The sequence below is a fragment of the Alphaproteobacteria bacterium genome (genome assembly GCA_015231795.1).
GTDB lineage: Bacteria > Pseudomonadota > Alphaproteobacteria > Rhodospirillales > WMHbin7 > WMHbin7.
In genome coordinates, this window is record JADGAX010000002.1 from 32,786 (window position 1) to 52,052 (window position 19,267).

The 19,267-nt window shown below is 60.8% G+C and carries 16 protein-coding genes; 11 read left to right on the forward strand and 5 right to left on the reverse strand.

Going from position 1 to position 19,267, the window contains the following annotated elements; genetic code table 11:
• The first annotated feature begins 45 nt into the window (after positions 1 to 45).
• Both HQL44_04405 and HQL44_04410 read left to right on the forward strand, forming a co-directional pair.
• Positions 46 to 1,212: an amidohydrolase gene (locus HQL44_04405; protein ID MBF0267811.1), complete on the forward strand. Its 1,167-nt coding sequence runs from the start codon at positions 46 to 48 to the stop codon at positions 1,210 to 1,212.
• Between the two features lie 146 nt (positions 1,213 to 1,358).
• Positions 1,359 to 4,130, forward strand: a complete 2,772-nt coding sequence (locus tag HQL44_04410) for a GAF domain-containing protein (protein MBF0267812.1) — start codon at positions 1,359 to 1,361, stop codon at positions 4,128 to 4,130.
• Here the strand turns inward: HQL44_04410 and HQL44_04415 are convergent.
• The 4 genes from HQL44_04415 to HQL44_04430 all read right to left on the reverse strand — a co-directional run bounded on the left by HQL44_04415 (position 4,111) and on the right by HQL44_04430 (position 7,461).
• Positions 4,111 to 6,042, reverse strand: coding sequence for a carbohydrate kinase family protein (locus HQL44_04415; protein ID MBF0267813.1), 1,932 nt, complete (start codon positions 6,040 to 6,042; stop codon positions 4,111 to 4,113). The genes HQL44_04410 and HQL44_04415 overlap by 20 nt on opposite strands.
• A gap of 65 nt (positions 6,043 to 6,107) precedes the next feature.
• Entirely contained in the window at positions 6,108 to 6,695 is a 588-nt protein-coding gene (locus tag HQL44_04420) for a TMEM165/GDT1 family protein (GenBank protein MBF0267814.1), read from the reverse strand.
• Positions 6,696 to 6,910: 215 nt separating this feature from the next.
• The gene (locus HQL44_04425) at positions 6,911 to 7,303 is read right to left on the reverse strand and encodes a YbaN family protein (GenBank protein MBF0267815.1); all 393 of its coding nucleotides are present in this window, start codon (positions 7,301 to 7,303) and stop codon (positions 6,911 to 6,913) included.
• A 2-nt stretch (positions 7,304 to 7,305) separates the two neighbouring features.
• Positions 7,306 to 7,461: a hypothetical protein gene (locus HQL44_04430; protein ID MBF0267816.1), complete on the reverse strand. Its 156-nt coding sequence runs from the start codon at positions 7,459 to 7,461 to the stop codon at positions 7,306 to 7,308.
• 50 nt (positions 7,462 to 7,511) lie between these two features.
• Here HQL44_04430 and HQL44_04435 point away from each other — a divergent pair, with 50 nt between their 5' ends.
• Positions 7,512 to 7,931 carry a DUF1311 domain-containing protein gene (locus HQL44_04435; protein ID MBF0267817.1) on the forward strand — a complete coding sequence of 140 codons (420 nt, stop codon included), beginning with the start codon at positions 7,512 to 7,514 and terminating at the stop codon, positions 7,929 to 7,931.
• Between the two features lie 4 nt (positions 7,932 to 7,935).
• Here the strand turns inward: HQL44_04435 and HQL44_04440 are convergent, their stop codons facing one another.
• Complete coding sequence (locus HQL44_04440) at positions 7,936 to 9,855, reverse strand: hypothetical protein (GenBank protein ID MBF0267818.1); 1,920 nt, start codon at positions 9,853 to 9,855, stop codon at positions 7,936 to 7,938.
• Positions 9,856 to 10,128: 273 nt separating this feature from the next.
• Here HQL44_04440 and kdpF point away from each other — a divergent pair, with 273 nt between their 5' ends.
• The 8 genes from kdpF to HQL44_04480 all read left to right on the forward strand — a co-directional run bounded on the left by kdpF (position 10,129) and on the right by HQL44_04480 (position 19,149).
• Positions 10,129 to 10,230, forward strand: coding sequence for a K(+)-transporting ATPase subunit F (gene kdpF / locus HQL44_04445; protein MBF0267819.1), 102 nt, complete (start codon positions 10,129 to 10,131; stop codon positions 10,228 to 10,230).
• 9 nt (positions 10,231 to 10,239) lie between these two features.
• On the forward strand, positions 10,240 to 11,946 hold the full coding sequence (gene kdpA / locus HQL44_04450) for a potassium-transporting ATPase subunit KdpA (GenBank protein ID MBF0267820.1): 1,707 nt from the start codon (positions 10,240 to 10,242) through the stop codon (positions 11,944 to 11,946).
• A gap of 9 nt (positions 11,947 to 11,955) precedes the next feature.
• A complete protein-coding gene (gene kdpB, locus HQL44_04455) occupies positions 11,956 to 14,013 on the forward strand; it encodes a potassium-transporting ATPase subunit KdpB (protein ID MBF0267821.1) in 2,058 nt (685 codons plus the stop codon).
• Between the two features lie 12 nt (positions 14,014 to 14,025).
• Positions 14,026 to 14,610 carry a potassium-transporting ATPase subunit KdpC gene (gene kdpC / locus HQL44_04460; protein ID MBF0267822.1) on the forward strand — a complete coding sequence of 195 codons (585 nt, stop codon included), beginning with the start codon at positions 14,026 to 14,028 and terminating at the stop codon, positions 14,608 to 14,610.
• A 7-nt stretch (positions 14,611 to 14,617) separates the two neighbouring features.
• Entirely contained in the window at positions 14,618 to 14,953 is a 336-nt protein-coding gene (locus HQL44_04465) for a hypothetical protein (protein MBF0267823.1), read from the forward strand.
• Between the two features lie 9 nt (positions 14,954 to 14,962).
• Positions 14,963 to 17,647 carry a sensor histidine kinase KdpD gene (locus tag HQL44_04470; protein MBF0267824.1) on the forward strand — a complete coding sequence of 895 codons (2,685 nt, stop codon included), beginning with the start codon at positions 14,963 to 14,965 and terminating at the stop codon, positions 17,645 to 17,647.
• A 3-nt stretch (positions 17,648 to 17,650) separates the two neighbouring features.
• Positions 17,651 to 18,337, forward strand: coding sequence for a response regulator transcription factor (locus HQL44_04475; GenBank protein ID MBF0267825.1), 687 nt, complete (start codon positions 17,651 to 17,653; stop codon positions 18,335 to 18,337).
• Between the two features lie 245 nt (positions 18,338 to 18,582).
• Positions 18,583 to 19,149, forward strand: a complete 567-nt coding sequence (locus HQL44_04480; GenBank protein ID MBF0267826.1) for a TetR/AcrR family transcriptional regulator — start codon at positions 18,583 to 18,585, stop codon at positions 19,147 to 19,149.
• Positions 19,150 to 19,267 lie beyond the last annotated feature (118 nt).

Below are 19,267 nucleotides of genomic sequence, written 5' to 3' on the forward strand. Positions count from 1 at the left end.
GCCAGCGGACTTGGCGGCGGGCCGATCAAAGCCTATCCTTCGCGCATGAAGCTGGACCCTGCCATCGCCGACCTGCTGCCGGAAATGACCGCTTGGCGGCGCGATTTTCATGCCCATCCCGAAACGGCCTATCAAGAGCGACGCACCGCCGGACGGGTGGCCGAACTGCTGGCCTCGTTCGGATGCCTTGTCACCACCGGCTTGGCGGGCACCGGGGTCGTAGGCAGCTTGCCGGGCAAAGGGCAGCGCGCCGTCATGCTGCGCGCCGACATGGACGGGCTGGCGCTCGACGAAGCGCCTTCCAAACGCCCGCATCACTCGCGTCATCAGGGGCGCATGCATGGCTGCGGCCATGACGGCCATATGGCCATGCTGCTGGGGGCCGCGAAATGCCTGTCGGCCCGCAAGAATCCAGACGCGACCGTGCATTTTTTGTTTCAACCCGCCGAGGAAAACGAGGCGGGTGCCAGAAAACTGGTCGAAGAGGGGTTGTTCAGCCGCTTTCCGACCGACGCCATCTTTGGCCTGCACAACTGGCCCGGTCTGCCCGCCGGTAAAATGGCCGTCCGCGAGGGCCCCATGATGGCCGCCTGCGATCTGTTGGAAATCACCCTGCATGGAAAAGGCGGCCATGCGGCCATGCCCCATCAGACCCAAGATGTGGTGTTGTGCGCCGCCCAAATTGTTGCCGCCCTACAAGGGTTGGTCGCCCGCGAAATAGATCCCCTGGATTCCGCCGTAGTCAGCATTACGCAGATCGAGGCGGGCAAGACCTGGAACGTCATGCCAAACCAAGCCCTGCTGCGCGGCACGGTCAGGGCCTTGAAGCCCGAAACCCGCGCCTTCCTCGAGCGGCGCGTTCACGAAATCGTTTCCGCCCTTGCCTTGGCGGCTGGCCAGCAAGCCGATATCGTCTATGACCGGCGCTATCCCCCCACCATCAACGCCAAGGGTCCGGCAGACTTGGCGGCCCGCGCCGCCGCTTCGATCCTAGGCGAAGAGGAAGTGCTGACCAACCTGCCGCCATCGATGGGGGCCGAGGATTTCGCCTTTTTGTTGGCCGAAAGGCCCGGCGCCTATGCTTGGCTGGGAGCGGGCGCAGACGGCGCTTTCGGATTGCATCATCCGGCCTATGACTTCAACGATGCTGTTTTGCCCATCGGCGCAAGCTGGTGGCTGAGAATTGTCGATCAATTTCAAACGGTCGAATAACCGGCTTTGCAAGCGTATCCCGCATATGCAGATAATCATATGCTTACGAAATCTTGCGCTGCGTGAATTTTTTCCGCCATCGCCCAGAAACCTTGCAGGCGCTGTCAAAGGGTTTAAGATCGCTGACGGCAAAGAGATATTTTGAAATGCATCGCGTCTCACAGCATATGGGGGCCATTCTGCTGGCGGGGGTCTACGCCCTGTCCGGCTTGCTGTGGATTTTCTACAGCGATCAGTATTTCGCCAAGCTCGCCGACGACGCCTACGAGCTGACCAATTACCAGACCTACAAAGGCTGGGGATATATCGCGGTCACCACGCTGATCGTCTACTGCCTGATTCGCCTAGCGCAAATTCATCAGACGCGCTTGCAAGACAAGTCCAAGAGCATCGACGCCATTCAAGACACGTTGAGCGAAGCCAGCCGGGTCATCATCAAGACGCGCGACATGGCCGAGCTGTTTCAAGAACTCTGCCAAATCGCCATCGACAAAGGCGGCTATCAGCTGGCCTGGATCGGGCGCACCGACGAAGCCCGCCAGAGGATCGACATCGTGGCGACGGCGGGCGGCGACGCCTCGCTTGCCCGCAAGTTGGAACTGGAGCTGAACCCCGTCAATTCGCCCCCCAGCCCCATAATCGCGGCCTTGTTGCAAGGATGCCTCTTTCGCTGCGACGACTTCAAAAAGGAAAGCTGCGACGTCGATTGGCGAAAATCAGCCATCGACCTCGGTTACCGCTCCTTATTGGCTCTGCCGGTCAATGTCTCGGGGGAACTTCGGGCCGCACTTACCCTTTATTCCAGCAAGCCGCACGCCTTCGACGATGTCGAGACGCAGTTTCTGGAAACCATGGCCACCGATCTGGGCATGGCCATCAGCCATGCCGAAGACGAACAGCGATGGATCTTGGCCCTGGAAGGGGCCGGGCATGGCGTGTGGGACGCCAATCTGCAAACCCGCAAGACCTTCTACTCCCGCCTATGGAAAGAGAATCTGGGCTATGCCGATCACGAGATCGGCAACGATATGACCGAGTGGGTAAGCCGTATTCACCCCGACGACCTGTCCGCCTGCCTGGGTAAAGTCGAAAAGCTGGAAACCAAGCAATCGAAGACGTTTCAGGGCGAGTATCGGTTGCGTTGCAAGGACGGAACCTATCGATGGATCCGCGCCCAGGGCACGGTCTTTTCCTACACGTCCGACGGCAGGCCGGCGCGCGTCGTCGGTACCGATACCGACATTACTGATGCCAAAAGCCGTGAGCGCATCTTCTTCGAGGCGCAGAAGGTCGCGCGCGTCGGCAGCTATACCTACGACGCTCGAAACGACCTGTGGACAAGCACCGATATCCTGGATGAAATCTTCGGCATCGATCAGAATTACCTTCGCGGAGCGGAAGGCTGGCTGTCGATCGTGCGCCCGGATCAGCGGGAAAGCATGCGCGCCTATCTGCATGACGTGCTGCACCGCCACCAGATCTTCGACAGGGATTACCCGATCATCCGCATGGGAGACGGCGTCGAACGCTGGGTCCATGGATTGGGTGAGGTCGAAGTTGACGAGCAAGGCGCGCCGCTGCGCATGCTGGGCACCATCCAAGACATCACGGAGCGTCGCAAGAACAATCTGATGCTGCGCGGTCGCTTGGAACTGTCACAACTGGCCCAGCAAGGCAAGGTCGAAGAGCTGCTGCGCGCCACTTTGGACATGGCCGAAGACCTAACCGGCAGCAAAATAGGCTTCTTCCATTTCGTCAACGAGGACCATGAGAACTTGACCCTTCAGGCATGGTCTTCCAATACGCTGGCCCATATGTGCAAGGCCGAAGGACAGGGCGCTCATTATCCAGTCAGCCAGGCTGGCGTGTGGGCCGACTGCGTCAAGACGAAGGCCCCCATCATCCACAACGACTATGCCAGCCTGCCCAACAAGCGGGGCATGCCCGAAGGACATGCCAAGGTCGAGCGCGAGCTGACCGTGCCGGTCGTTCGCCAGGGCCGCGTGGTGGCCATCGCGGGCGTCGGCAACAAGCTGACCGACTACAGCCAGAGCGACGCCGCCATCGTGCAAGAGATGGCGGGCTTTGTCATGGATTTGGTGTCCAACATCGAGGCCGAGAAGTCCCTACGCCAAAGCGAGGCGCAACTGCGCAAGACCACCGAGAACCTGCAAGCCGCAGTGGACAATCTGACCCAGTTGAACACCGAAATTGAACGTTTCGCCTTCATCGCCTCGCACGATCTGCAAGAGCCGCTGCGCAACATCACCACCTACACCCAACTGATCGACCGCAAGTACCGCGACAAGATCGGGCCCGAGGGCAAGGAGTATTTCGATCTGGTGGTCGGCGGCGCCAAGCGCATGTACGCCCTGATCAACGACTTGCTGACCTATTCGCGCACCGCCGTCACCACGCACCCGCCGCATCTGATCTCATCCGCGCAGGCCTGCAGGGCAGCGATCGAGAATCTGTACAGCGCCATCAAGGAGTGCGCCGCCGACCTTGAAATCGGCGACTTGCCCAGCGTCGTCGCCGATGAAGTGCAGATGATGCAATTGTTCCAAAATCTGATCGCCAACGCCATCAAGTTCCGCCATCCCAGCCGAACAGTCAAAATTTCGGTGGCCGCCAAACAGACCGACGAATTCCTTGAATTCTCCGTCGCCGACAACGGCATCGGCTTCAATCCCGAGGAACAGGACGTTTTCGAACTGTTCCGCCGGGTTCACGCCAATCGCGGCTATCCCGGCACCGGCGTAGGCTTGGCCATCTGCAAGCGCATCGTGCTGCGCAATGGCGGGCGCATCTGGGCGGAATCGCAATTGGGCAAGGGCAGCGTTTTCCGCTTTACCTTGCCGCTGACGCAGAACACCGGACTGAGCGTCCCCAAATCCGTCAGCGAAGCGACTGTCTGAACATACCGGCCAGCATTTCGTCGATCCGAAAGATCAACTGTTCGGTCATTTCCTTGTAGAATTCCTCAAGATTGGTCGCCCTGGCGTGGCTGAAACGCACCTGCGGGCCGATATGCTCGACCACATATTCCCGCAATTGCTGGCGCACGATCTCCTGGCCCTGCTCTTTCGTCACACCCCATTGGCGGGCGTGCCAAGCGATGCGCTCGTCTACATTTTCGGTGGCGAAATGCCAGAATTTGATGTCGCCGAACAACTCGGCAAAATCCTCGCTGGACAGAATCTCGATGGCTTCCCACAAGCCAACGCGAAGCAGATAAACGCCGTCCGGTCCGCTCAGGTCGCTAAGCAGCACGCCGTTTCTGGGTTCGTCCTCTTGGTTGCCCACCGCCTTGCAAAACACGCCTCGCTCCACCATGCCGTCCAGTTCGGCCCGGTCGGCGTAATGCAGCCATGTCTTGCCCCTGGCCGCCGGATTGGTGGAAATCCTGGGCACGATGCGCACCAGGGGCGACAAGGGATAGGCGTCGGTGCGCATCATTTCGCCCAGCCGCCACAAAGCCGCCGCCGCGCCAGTGACATGCGGCTGGGTGGGATCGGCCGGATCGCCGCCCAACAGCAGCACCAGCACCCGCTTGGCAGGGCCGCGCGGCGCAACGGTCGAGGGACGGATCTGGCTGCGCGTGCGGTCGAAGGTTTGGCGCTGAGCCACCAGCGGGCCTCCGGCGCGCGCCTTGGCAAGTGCCGCCACCACGTAATCTAAATCCTCGGCCGTCAGATTGGGCCTGGAGCGCTGAAAGACGATGCCCGCCACGTAGTGGGCGAAATTGGCCGCCTCGTTCAGTTTGAAACGTTCAGGGTTCGACAGGAAATAGGCGGCCACCGCGGCGGCGAAACTGTCGCCGCAGCCGGTATCCTCGTGCACCTTGGGATCGACCTGCACCACGTTTTCGTGGATCAACGGCGAATAGACGAAATCCACCTGTCCGCCCCTGGCCTTGCGGGCCAGACTGGCTCCCCGGGCGCCATCGGTGATCACGACATGCCAAGCCCCCAGCTCCAGGGTGCGCCGACTGATTTCGCGGGCCACCATCTTGCGCAATTCCGAAGCGTCCTGGTGATGTTTGCGCAGGGCCTCGAAGCCGAAGAATCCCGCCGCCTCGGCCAGATTGAAACTGACCACGTCGACGACCGACAGAAAATCGCGATATTCGGTGAACAACTGTTTCAGTTGATTGCCGCCCACCAGCCAGAACACTTTCAAGGACGGATTGCCCAGCTTCATGCGGCGCACCAGATCGAATTTGTGGGAATCGACCGGCTCCTGGCCGATGAAGATATAGGCGTTGCGCTGGCCGTAGAAGTCCTGCTCGATCTTGAAAGGATCGATCTGGGCGCGGTCCCAGCTTGGCCCTTTCTCGGTCAGGATCAGCTTGGCGAATCCCTCGTCCTTTAAGATCAGCGAGGTTCTAGAGCGCCCCGGCACCGGCTTGGCGTCGAATTGCTGGGCGGTATCCGCCCAGGACAGGTGCTCGATGGGCGGCACATGGGCTTCCTTGCCAAAAGCCTCCAGCAGCACTTTCATGTCGCTGGCCAAGTTCAACAAGCCGCCGCCGGGCATGCGCGCCACTTCGCCGACGGACTGATCGTCAAACGTCAGCTCCTCGCCCGTCGACCCGTCGATCATGACCCGCCAGCCAGCATCCGTCCTTTCGATGCTTTCCACCGGCACCTTGACGGCGTCGGGAGACTGTTTGCGCAGGCGCTCAAGCGCCGGGCGCAGATCATGGGCCACTTTGGCTGCGAACAAATCAACCGTCTGCGACCACAGCAAGGAGATGGCCACCACCTCGCGCTTGCGGTTGATGTGCGAGATCGCCTCTTCGCGCTTGGCTACCTGTGGATCGGACATGTTTCCCCCCGCCCTGTCTTCTAGAAACCTTAGAATAAGTCCATCTTCTTGCAAAGACGCTCATTTCAAGGTTCAGCCGCCAGGTTGGGCAAACCAAAACCCGCCAGAGCCAGCAGACCCAGAATGGCGAAGATGGCGGCCGCCAAGCCATGCACCAATTTGAGAGGCACTTTCGAAGCAGCCGCCTCGCCAACCAGAACGGCGGGCACATTGGCCAGCATCATGCCCAGCGTGGTCCCCAACGTAACTAGCATCAAATCGTTGAAGCGGGCGGCCAGGGCGATGGTGGCAATCTGCGTCTTGTCGCCGATTTCCACCAGGAAGAAGGTGGCCAGGGTCGCCAGGAAAGGGCCGTAACGCCGCCCCAGGCCGAAGCCATCTTCGTCTTCCTTGTCGGGCACCAGAATCCAGGCCGCCATGGCCAGGAAGGAAAGGCCAAGGATCCAGCGCAACAAGTCTAGCCCCAACCATTGGGCCAGGGCGCCGCCCGCCCAGGCCGCCAGACCGTGATTGGCCAGGGTCGCCAGCAAAATGCCCAGGATGATGGGGACGGGCTTGCGAAAACGAGCCGCCAGAACCAAGGCCAGCAGCTGGGTTTTGTCGCCGATTTCGGCGATGGCCACCACGAAGGACGATATGAGCAAGGCTTCCATTGAAAGTCCAAAAGGGGCCGGACGGACGCAACCTATGGCTCGCCGTCCCGCCCAGCCCCCTGGGTGACGGTCGAAGCCAAAGGTCTTGCCATGCCCGATGCGATGGGCCGGACGCGCCATGGGCAAGCCAAGCGGCATTGCCCAAGTTTGTTGACGCGCCCCCTTCTGGATGCGAAGGCGGCTACTCCCCAATGACAGAGGCAAGCTAGGACAAATCAGCCCCTAGGGCAAGGGATTCGACTGGGCTTGGACAGGATGTACCAAGCCGCATAGGCAACCGCCAATCCCATGCCAGCCATGGCGTACCAGGGCGCTTGCGAGAAGAAAACGACATAGACCATGCTGGCCGTCATGGCGACGATGGATGCGATCTTGGCGGCCAGCGGGATAACCCGGTGTCGTTCCCATTTCTGCAGGGACGGACCAAACATTTTATGGTTCAGCAGCCACCGATGGAAGCGCTGCGAACTGCGGGCGAAGCACCAAAGGGCAAGGATCATGAAGGGCGTCGTCGGCAGAACCGGCAGCACGGCGCCCAGCAGACCCAGTGCCACGCACACAAATCCCAGGGCAAGAAACAAGGCTCGTAGAAGCGGCGCCCTTCTCATAATCATTTACCTGCCTCTTCCTTGCTGCGATGAAACAGGTCCGAAAATTCACGGCAAGTGTAATGAGGCTTCGGAGTGAAGAAAAGGCCGCCTTTTCCTGAAAAATGGCGTTTTCTCCCGGCTTTGGCGCATTCCATCATTTTCCACTTTGCAATCATGCCCCTGGATATTGCACTGTTGCGGGTCGATTGTTGCTTGGATGGACGAAATGAAAATATCTCGCGCGCCGCTCGCCTTGATCCTGCTCTTGATCGCCGGTTCCGCCATGGCCCAAGGCAGCGACTGGGATTTTGCTGCGAAAAGCAAAGAAAAATGCTCGGACGGCAGCCAGATGCAGATGAATGACTGCCTGCGACAGGAATATGAACGGTCTGATAAAAAGCTGAACGCCAGCTACCGTCGACTTCTGCAACTGCTTGAGGATCCGTCCGCCCTGAAGAAGGCGCAGATCGCTTGGCTGAGTTTCAGGGACGCGACCTGCGCCTATGAAAATTCGGGCATCGGCAAGGACGGCAGCCTTTATCCCTATGGCTGGAACGCCTGCATGATCGACGTTACGAACAAAAGAATCCGCGATCTGGACATGTATCAAGATTGGGACTGCAACGGATGTCCGCCGCGAAAATAGGGAACTAACCGATCTTCTCCAGCCATTGGCGATAAGTCGGATCGCCCGTTGAGGCCAGGCGCTCCTTGGCCTTTTGAAAACCCGCCAGATCATTCAGTCGCAAGCGAACCAAGGGGGCAAGGCGGTCGACCGGGTCTGCCTTGCCTTCATGTCTGTCCAGCAACCGCTCCAGCGCCTTGGTGTAACGGCTTGCGACGGGCGAGCCATAGGCCAAACCGGCCAGCAGGCTGCTTGCCGCCAAGAGGGCGGCGGGCGGCCAGCCGAAGGTGGTTTCGGCAAGGTGAAAATGGGTTTCGAACATGCCGTGTTCGTTCCAAAGCAGGTCCGCCGGAATGAGTTTGTTCAGGGCATGCTGCTGCGCCAGCAATTGTCCCAGGGCGAGAAGCCAGCCTTCCTGGTCCGCCTCTTGCGGCGGCGCATACCAATCCGGCGGTTGACGGGGTTGCGCCAGTCCCTGAGCGATCAACGTTTCTTGAACCTTTGCTGCCAGTTGGAGGGCCGCAAGCGCGGCGCCGTTGCGCGCCACCTGCTTGACGGTGGTGAGTTTTTCGCCGGTGGCGCCATTCCAAACGTCGATTTCAAGCCTGGCTGCGAACCCCTTTGCAGGCATGCGCCCGGTCATCACCAGCCATAGGGGGCCACCGCGTCCGAAATCGTCAAGCAAACGGTCAAGCGGCCAGGGTTCGGACGTCACGACCGGCCCCCTGCCGATCAGCGCCGGAATCAAGGTTCTGGGCCGAAGGGTTGCGTTAAATCCCAGCATCTCGGCCAAAAACAACGGCAGGGCGCGGCTTTGGCGGCCTTCGTCATCCTCGATCTCCATGCTGGGTTTTTTGGCCTGCTCGTCCCTGGGCGCGATGGTCAGGGGCAGAATCTCAAGGCGAAGACCTTCCTGACAGGAAGCCATCAGCCAGCTGGCCGCGTCGTCAAGCCCTCGGGTCCAGATCGGCCCATCGACCGACGCCATCATTAGTTCCATCGGCTGCTTGTCGTCGGGCGCTGGCGACGCATCCGACCCGCCCTGCGATTGAGCCGCCGCCAGAAGAAATTCCGGCTTGTTGAGAAGTCCTTCCAGTTCCGCCAGCACTTCGTCGAAGGGGGCGAGGCCCAGCGCCTTCAAGCGCCGCCAGAGGGTCCGTCCCTTCACGGCCTCGCCTGTCTGGGCATAGGCGCGGACCAGATTGAGACCTGTCTCCACGCCATGCTGGTCAAGATCAAAGAGCGGCTCGAGAAGGGCCAGCATCTCGGCGATATGACCCGCCTGCCCCATCTCGCCGCTGATCCGATGGAAAACGTCAGGCGCGCGGCTCAGCTCCAGCGTCTGGCGGTAAAGCGCAAGCGCTCCCTCAAGGTTGTTCTCCTTGAGGCAAAGGCTGGCAAGGTCAAATTTGGCGCGCCAACTGCCCGGCTCGGCGTCGATTTCTTCCAGCGAACGGCGCGCCGCCTCGTCGCCGCCTCGTTCGTGGTGAATGGCGCACCACCAGTTCAGCGCATTGTCCTGGTTGGGATCAAGCGCCAGGGCGCGCCTAAGTAGGCGATAGGCTTCTTCTTCTTCGCCACGAAAGGAAAAAACCTTGGCGAGGTTGGTCAGCACGACGCCCTCTTCGCCATAGCGGGCGATGTGGCCTCGCAGGCGCATCTCCGCCTCGTTGAAGAGCCTCAACTGCATCAGCACGATGGCATGGATGCAGGCGGCGCGCTCGGCCATAGGGTCGATCTCGCTAAGGCGCTGGGCCGCTGGCAACAGATCCTCGCCGAAACCGTCGTCAAGCCCCCCCAGAATATGGCCATAGAGCGCTTCGGGTTCGTTCCAGTCCTTTTCGATATTGGGCAGCAGAACGTCGCTGAGCCATGTCTTGCGGTCGATCACGATTTCCCGGCCCCTGTCGTCGCGGGCGCGGATCGGTTCCTTGGCCTCTGACATGGCGGTTTCCTTCCCAAACAGCGCGAACTTACCGTCAGAGTAGGCAGATGAGCCGGTCTCGTGCAAGCGGTTGGCGGCGCATAAGCGAATCGTAAAAAGCCTGCGCAAAATCCATATGGAACCCTTATGCCTTCCGGCGCGAGGATAGATCCGGTTTTAAGAGTTGACCGGAGCACCCCCATGTTCGATGCCGTTTTCATTGCCGCCGCCCTTGGCGCCTTCGCGCTCCTTGGCCTTTTATTGCGCGCCTGCCGGAACATCTAGGAGACGGCCATGTCTTACGGACTTTCGCTGGATGTGGCGTTGGGTCTCGCCTCGGTCATCGGGTTGGCGGCCTATCTCGTCTATGTCCTCATTCATCCCGAGCGGTTCTAGGAGCCTGTCATGGACGCCTACGGCCTTTTGCTGGTCATTTTCTTCATTGCTCTGATCGTGGGGCTGACCCCCTTGGCGGGTGGCTATATGGCGCGCCTGTTCGATGGCCAGCCTGTCTTGCTGTCGCGGTTGCTGGGGCCTGTCGAGCGCGGGCTTTACCGGCTGGCGGGCATAGACCCGCAACGCGAACAGCATTGGAGCGCCTATGCCAGCGCCTTCCTGATCTTCCATCTGGCTGGCGTCTTGCTGCTTTACGGCTTGCAGCGTTTGCAAGGCTGGTTGCCGCTCAATCCTGCGGGCATGGCCGCCGTGCCGCCCGACCTCGCCTTCAATACGGCAGTCAGCTTCGTCACCAACACCAACTGGCAGAATTACGGCGGCGAAAGCAGCATCAGCTATCTGGTTCAGATGGCGGGCTTCACCGTGCAGAACTTCCTGTCGGCTGCTGCGGGCATCGCCGCCGCCGCCGCCGTCATCCGTGGATTCGCCAGACGCGAATCCGCCACGGTCGGCAATTTCTATGTCGATCTGGTGCGCATCACGCTCTATTTGCTGCTGCCCATCTGCTTCGTGGGCGCGCTGTTGCTGGTCTGGCTGGGGGTGCCGCAGAATTTTAACGCTTATCGCGAAGTCATGACGCTGGAGGGCGTTAAGCAAATCATCGCTCAGGGTCCGGTGGCCAGCCAGATGATGATCAAGCATTTGGGCACCAACGGCGGCGGTTTCTTCAACGCCAACGCGGCGCATCCGTTCGAGAACCCCTCGGCGCTGGCTAACCTGATCCATATGGTGTGCATCTTCGTGCTGGGAGCGGGATTGACCAACAGCTTTGGCCGCATGGTCAAGGATCAGCGCCAAGGCTGGGCATTGTTGGCCGCGATGGGCGTTCTGTTCATTACAGGCGTCGTCATCGCCATCTGGGCGGAGGCGCAGGGCAATCCTGTTCTGACCCAGCTTGGCCTTCAGAACATGGGCAATATGGAAGGCAAGGAAGTGCGCTTCGGCATCGTGGCGTCCGCCTTGTTCGCCGCCATCACCACCGCCACCTCCTGCGGCGCGGTAATCGCCATGCATGACAGCTTCATGCCGCTGGGCGGCCTTGTTCCCCTGATCAACATGTCGCTGGGCGAGGTGGTGGTTGGCGGCGTTGGATCAGGTCTTTACGGCATGATCGTCTTCGTCCTTATCGCCTTGTTCATCGCAGGCCTGATGGTTGGCCGCACGCCGGAATATCTGGGCAAAAAGATCGAGGCCCGCGAGATGAAACTGGCCGTCATCGCCATATTGGCCACCCCCATCGCCGTCCTGGGCGCGGGGGCGCTAGCCATGGTTCTGCCGATGGCTTTAACCAGCGTCGCCGCCCCCGGCCCGCATGGACTTTCGGAACTGCTTTACGCCTTCCTGTCAGCGGGCAACAACAACGGCTCGGCCTTCGGCGGCCTCTCGGGCAACACGCCTTTCTTTAACTCGGCGCTGGCCTTTTCGATGCTGATCGGACGATTTGCCTTCGTCATCCCCGTGCTGGCGATCGCGGGCGCACTGGCGGCCAAGAAGGCGGCGCCGCCCTCGGTGGGCACCTTTCCCACCCATGGCCTGTTGTTCATCGGACTCTTGACCGGTGTTGTCCTGGTCGTTGGCGGGTTGACCTATTTCCCGGTTCTCGCCCTTGGCCCCGTCGTCGAGCATCTGTCGCTGACCGCTGGCACCTTGTTCTAGGAGCATTCCATGACCGTCCATCGTCCCAAATCGCGTGCCCTGTTCGATCGGGCTATCCTGATCCGGGCAGCCAAGGATTCGGTTTTAAAGCTCGATCTCCGTCTCCTGGCCCGCAATCCGGTGATGTTTACCACCGCCGTGGTGGCCGTGCTGTCCACTCTGCTGTCTGCCCGTGACGCCATGGAAGGAACTTCCTTTGCAGGCGTCATGGTTCAGGTGTCTATCTGGCTGTGGATCACCGTGCTGTTCGCCAATTTCGCCGAAGCGGTGGCTGAAGGTCGCGGCAAGGCCCAGGCGGCCAGCCTGCGCCGCAGCAAAACGGAAGCCCAGGCGCACAAGATCGACAGCGTCGAATCGACGAGGGCGGCCACGATTCCCGCCAGCCAGTTGAAGGCGGGCGATCTGGTGGCTTGCCAAGCGGGCGACGTCATCCCCGGCGACGGCGATGTGGTGGCGGGAATCGCCATGGTGGACGAAAGCGCCATCACCGGCGAATCCGCCCCCGTCATCCGAGAATCGGGCGGCGACCGTTCGGCCGTGACCGGCGGCACGCGCGTCGTTTCGGATCGTATCGTCGTGCGCATCACCGCCAATCCCGGCGAAACCTTCTTGGATCGCATGATCGCCCTGGTCGAGGGAGCCAAGCGCCAGAAGACGCCCAACGAGATTGCGCTCAATATCCTTTTGGTCGGCATGACGCTGATCTTCCTGATCGTCGTCGCCACCTTGCCCGCCTTCGCCTCGTGGTCTGGTACGGTAATTCCCATCGTTTTCCTGACCGCCTTGTTCGTGACCTTGATCCCCACCACCATCGGCGGCTTGCTGTCGGCCATCGGCATCGCGGGCATGGACCGGCTGGTCAAGTTCAATGTCATCGCCAAGTCTGGCCGCGCGGTCGAGGCGGCAGGCGACATTGATGTCTTGTTGTTGGATAAAACCGGCACCATCACCTGGGGAGCCAGGCAGGCCAGTGAATTCCTGCCTGCCCCCGGCGTCGGCGAGCGCGAGCTGGCCCAGGCGGCCTTTCTGGCTTCGTTGGCCGACGATACGCCCGAGGGCAAATCCATCGTGGCGCTGGCGGTCAATCATTTCGGCTTCAAGGCACCGCAAGGAGCCGATATCGGCATCATTCCCTTCACCGCCCAAACCCGCATGTCGGGCATCGACTTTGAAGGTTCGCAGATTCGTAAAGGAGCTTGGGACGCCATCCAGGCCTATGTCGCCGAACTCGCCGGATCGACGCTGGGCGGCGCGCCCAGGGATTTGGTGAGCTTGGTCGAAAAGGTCGCCAAATCCGGCGGAACGCCCTTGGTGGTGGCCAGGGACGGGTGGCATCTGGGCGTGGTGCATCTGAAGGACATCGTAAAACCCGGCATCCGCGAGCGTTTCGCCACCTTGCGCACCATGGGTATTCGCACCGTCATGATCACCGGCGACAATCCGCTGACCGCCGCCGCCATCGCCGCCGAGGCGGGCGTCGATGATTTTCTGGCCGAGGCGACGCCCGAGAAGAAGCTGGAACTGATCCGCCAGTATCAGGCGGGCGGACGCCTGGTCGCCATGTGCGGCGACGGATCGAACGACGCCCCGGCGCTGGCCCAGGCCGATGTCGGCGTGGCGATGAATACCGGCACGCAGGCGGCACGCGAGGCGGGCAATATGGTGGATCTGGAAAGCGATCCCACCAAGTTGATCGAGATCGTGATGATCGGCAAGCAGATGCTGATCAGTCGAGGCGCGCTCACCACCTTCTCGATCGCCAACGATGTGGCGAAATATTTCGCCATCATCCCGGCCTTGTTCCTGACCGCCTATCCGCAATTGCAAGCGATGAACGTCATGCATCTGGCCAGCCCGCAATCGGCCATTCTGTCGGCCATCATCTTCAATGCACTGATCATCGTGGCTTTGATCCCCCTGGCCCTGAAGGGCGTAGCTTACCGACCGGTGGGGGCCGAGGCGCTTCTGCGTCGCAATCTGCTGGTTTATGGCCTGGGCGGTCTGGTCATGCCGTTTGCAGGCATCAAGCTGGTCGATCTGGCCGTTACCTTCCTTGGCCTTGCCTAACGGAGAATGAACATGTTGAAGGAACTTCGCCCCGTTCTGGTCATCCTGCTCGTGCTGACCGCTGTCACCGGCCTGGCCTATCCTCTCGCCGTCACCGGCGCCGCCCAGGCCCTGTTTCCAAGGCAGGCGGCGGGCAGCCTGATCGAAAGGAACGGCCAAGTGATCGGCTCGGACTTGATCGGTCAGAATTTCACGAAACCCGGCTATTTCTGGGGCCGTCCTTCGGCGACCGCCGAAGCGCCCTATAACGCCGCGGCTTCGGGCGGCAGTAATCTACCCCCTTCTGCCAAGGCCCTGGCCGAGACGGTGGCCGAGCGTGTTGTGGCCTTCAGGAAGGCCAATCCCGGCGAGACGGGGCCGGTTCCCGCCGATCTGGTCACCGCCTCGGCCAGCGGGCTTGATCCGCATATTTCCCCGGCAGCAGCGCAAGCGCAGATCAAGCGGGTGGCAGCGGCAAGGCGCGTGGCTGTTTTGGACTTGCGCAAGCTGGTTGAAGGCCTGACCGAGGGGCGCACCCTGGGCTTGCTGGGCGAGCCGACCGTCAATGTCCTCAAGCTCAATCTGGCGCTCGACGAAAAATGGCCAATCAAGAAGTGAGGCCGACATGAACAAGCCGAACAGCAACACGCTCTCTTGGCTGAATATGCTGGCCATTGCGGGCGCCGTGGCCTTCTTCGTCTGGCTAGCTCATCCACTCATTGCTAAAAGGGAGTCGCAGCCAGCATCGCAAGCTGACCCGCCAGGATACTTCCACCTCTATCCCGGCGAGCGCAAAATACTGCTTTCGACAGCCTTCGTGCAGGCAAAAAGCATCGCCAGCGCCCGCCACGTCCCACCGCTCGCCATCCGCGACTTTCTTAGCCAATTCGCCCATGACCATGACAAAATCGACGCCAAAACCCTCAACAAGGCCCTGGACGAACGGTGGCCGATGAAGTGAACATACGTTATGAGTGACAACGACTATCGTCCGTCTCCAGACGCCCTTCTCGCCGAAGTCAAGCGCGAGGGGCGCGGGCGTTTGAAGATATTTCTGGGCGCCGCCCCCGGCGTCGGCAAGACCTTCGCCATGTTGGAAACGGCGCATGAGCGCAAGCGCGAAGGCGTCGACGTGGTGGCGGGCGTGGTCGAAACCCACGGGCGGCGCGAAACCCTGGCCTTGCTGGAGGGGCTGGAAGTTCTGCCGCCCCGCGCCCTGGAATATCGCGGTCACGATTTCAAGGAAATGGATCTTGACGCCATCCTGGTCCGCAAGCCCAAGATCGTCCTGGTCGACGAATTGGCGCATACCAATGTTCCAGGCGCCCGGCATGTCAAGCGCTGGCAGGATGTCGAAGAAATCCTGACTGGCGGGATCGACGTCTACAGCACGCTCAACATTCAGCATCTCGATTCCTTGAACGATGTCGTCGAGCGCATCTCGGGCGTCAAGGTGCGCGAAACCGTTCCTGATGCCGTTCTTAGCGGGGCCGACGAGATCGAACTGATCGACTTGCCGGCGGAAGATTTGATTAAGCGCCTGCACGAAGGCAAGGTTTATGTGCCCGAACAGGCCAGGCGCGCCGTGCATAATTTCTTCTCGCCCGGCAACCTGACGGCGCTGCGAGAAATGGCGCTGCGCCATGCCGCCGAACGAGTGGACCAGCAGATGGTCGATTACATGCGGGCGCACGCCATCGAAGGCCCCTGGCCCGCCCGCGAACGCATTCTGGCCTGCATTGGCGAGCGGGTCGATGCCGATCGCCTGCTTAGGGTTGCCAAACGAACCGCCGAACGCCGAGGCGCTGCCTGGATGGCGGTGACGGTGGAAACGACCCGCGCCTATGCCTTGTCGGAAGAAGAAAAGGACCGCATCGCCCAGGCCATGCGCTTGGCCGAGCAATTGGGCGGCGAGACGCTGGTTTTGCAAGGCGACGATGTGGTGGATGAAGTGCTGACACTGGCTCGCGAACGCAATGTCACGCAGATCGTCGTCGGCCGCCCGAAGCGCCGTTTCTGGCAAGGCAAGTCGGCCGCCGACCGTTTGATCGAGAAATGCGGCGACATCAATATTCTGGTCGTCGGGCATGAGGAAGAGGATAAGCCCTTCTGGCGTTTTTCGATCAAGCCATTGCTGCCGTCCGACTGGCTGGGCATGGCGGCGGCGCTGCTCATGGTGGTCGGAGCGACCGGGATCGGCTATGTCATCCAGCGCTGGATGCCGGTAACAAATGTGTCGGTGGTCTACCTGGTCATCGTTCTTCTGGCCGCCATCCGCTTTGGCCTGAAACCAGCCATCCTCGTTTCCTTCGCAGGCTTCTTCGCCTTCAATTTCTTTTTCACCGAACCGCGCTTCACCTTGACCATCGCCGATCCGCAGAACATCCTGACCGTCTTGTTCTTCCTGTTCGCCGCCGTCATCGTTTCCAATCTGGCCAGCCGGTTGAGGGCGCAAGTCGACTCGTCTCGCAAAAGCGCCAAGCGCACGGCCAATCTGTACGAATTCGAACGCAAGGTGACGGCGGCGCTGACGCAAGAGGAAGTGTTGTGGGCGGTGGTGCATCATGTCGCCGCCATCATCCACGGCAAGTCGCTGATCCTGCTGCCGGGTGAAAATGGCCTAGCCATCGCCGCCGGATATCCGCCCGAAGACGCTTTGGACGACAAATCGGCGGGTGCTGCCGAATGGGCCTGGGTGCATGGCAAGCCGGCCGGACGCGGAACAGCGACCCTTCCGGCGGCGCTTTGGCTGTTCCTGCCCATGCAGACCGCCAGATCGCCCATCGGCGTGCTGGGCGTGCAGATGGCCGAAAGCGCCGATCTGCCCTCGCCAGAACAGATGCGTCTGCTGGAGACTCTGACCGGCCAAGCGGCGGTGGCCATCGAGCGCACCACTTTAGTCGCCGATATCGAAGCGGCCAAGGTCTCCACCGAGCGCGAGCGGTTGCGCTCCGCCCTGCTGTCCTCGCTCTCGCACGATCTGCGCACGCCGCTGGTGTCGATCATGGGATCGGCAAGCAGCATGATCAGCTATGGCAAGTCGCTCGACGACGCGTCGCGCCACGAACTGGCGCAGACCATTCTGGACGAGGCCGAGCGGCTGAACAGGTTCGTTCAGAATTTGCTCGACATGACCAAGCTGGGCAGCGGCGGTCTTAAGCCCAGAACCGACTGGGCCGAATTGGCCGACATCGTGGGAGCGGCGGTCGAACGCGCCAAGCCGATGGCGCGCAACCACAGCATTAAAATCGAGATTGATCCCGACATGCCTCTGTTGTGCATCGACGCCGTTCTGATGGAGCAGGTCTTCTTCAACCTTCTGGACAACGCCTGCAAATACGCCCCGGCCAAGACGCCGATCAAGATCTGGGCGCATCAGACGGCCGAGCATATCGCCATCGAGGTCACCGATCAGGGTCCCGGCATTCCGGAAGAAGACCGCGAGAAGGTGTTCGACATGTTCTATCGCGTGCAGGCCGCCGACAACCAGATGGCGGGCACCGGCCTGGGGCTGGCCATCTGCCGCGGCATCGTCGAGGCGCATGGCGGCTCCATCAGGGTCGAGCCAGGCCTGTTCGGCACCGGCGCCTCAATTGTCATCCATTTGCCGCTGCCGCCCGAGGTGGACCTGCCTCCCAGTCAGGAGGGGCGCTAGGACATGGACGCCAAGATTCTTGTCATCGACGACGAGGCTCAAATTCGCAAGTTCCTGCGCATCTCGATGGGAGCCGCAGGCTATGAAGTGCTCGAGGCCGAAACCGGAGCCAAGGGAATTGATACAGCGTTGGCCGCCCAGCCGGATCTGATCGTGCTTGATCTTGGCTTGCCCGATATGGACGGCCAGGACGTCATCACCACCATTCGCCAATCGCACAGCATGCCGCTGATCGTGCTGTCGGTGCGCGCCGGAGAAGCCGACAAGGTCGAGGCACTCGATCGCGGCGCCAACGACTATGTGGTCAAGCCTTTCGGCGTTGCCGAGCTGATGGCCCGCATCCGCGCCCTCTTGCGCCCCAAGCAAACCGCCAAGGATGGCGGCGAGGTGATCGCCTGCGGCCCGTTGCGCATTGATCTGACCCGGCACATCTTATCCAACGGCGAGACCGAGATTCACCTGTCGAAGCGGGAATGGGCTCTGCTGGCCTTTCTGGCTCGCCATCCCGACCATGTGCTGACCCATAGGCTGATCTTGAAGGAAGTCTGGGGACCGGCCCATGTCGAAGACACGGCCTATCTTCGCGTCTATGTAAACCAATTGCGCCAAAAGCTGGAAGACGATCCGGCCAACCCCAAGCGGCTGGTTACCGACCCTGGCGTCGGTTACCGGCTGAAATGCGGGGAGTAGAAAACCTCAACCGCCAGTGCCCTTTGTCTGGTCAATGCTGTCGGTGAGCCGTCAAATTCGATGGCAGACTGGGACAGCCCTCTTTTCCAAAAGGGGAAATGGCGCGCCGCTCAGGATGAAGATGCGAACACTTATGTGATTGTGATAGCGGCATCTTACTGATTTCCTTATTTCAAGCGCCCATTGACAACTCTGTGGATTTACATTATTTGTGAGTGAACGTTCACTTGCATTGCGCGGACAGAATGAGAGACGGCAAGGCAACGCGTCAGAGACTCCACCGGGAAGCCCTTAGGCTATTTGCCGAGAAGGGTGTCGCGGAGACCACCGTCCGCGAATTGGCTCAGGCCGCTTGTATCGCCGAGGGGACGCTCTACCGCCATTACGAATCAAAGGACGCGCTCGTTTGGGACCTGTTCTCGACGAATTACAAGGCGTTTGCTCAGCGGTTGACGGACGGCCAGAAGTGCCATGCCAGCTTTCCAGCTAAGATGACGGCTGTCGTATCAATATTCTGCCGGTTCTTCGACGAGCAGCCCCTGCTGTTCCGTTTCTTGATGTTGGCTCAACATCAGGCCCTGCCGCTGATCGAGAATGACGAAGGCAATCCAGTGGAGGTTGTCCAGAAAATGCTTGCCGACGCGATGGAACTGGGCGAAATCGCTGCGCGGCCGCCGGGGCTTGCAGCGACCTTGGTTCTTGGGCTTGTTCTGCAGCCCGCAGTGGGGGTGGTCTACGGAAGGGTCAAGCCTCCCCTCTCTCAATATGAAGACACCATTACCCAAGCCTGCCTAAGCGTTCTTAAGGACTAGATGATGGCAATTGGTTCTCCCTCTTCTCCACTTGGCATTCGCATTGTCGCGACGGCAGCCTACCTGCCCGGTGCGCCCGTATCCTCGGAAGACGTCGATCGATGGGCAAAACTAAAAC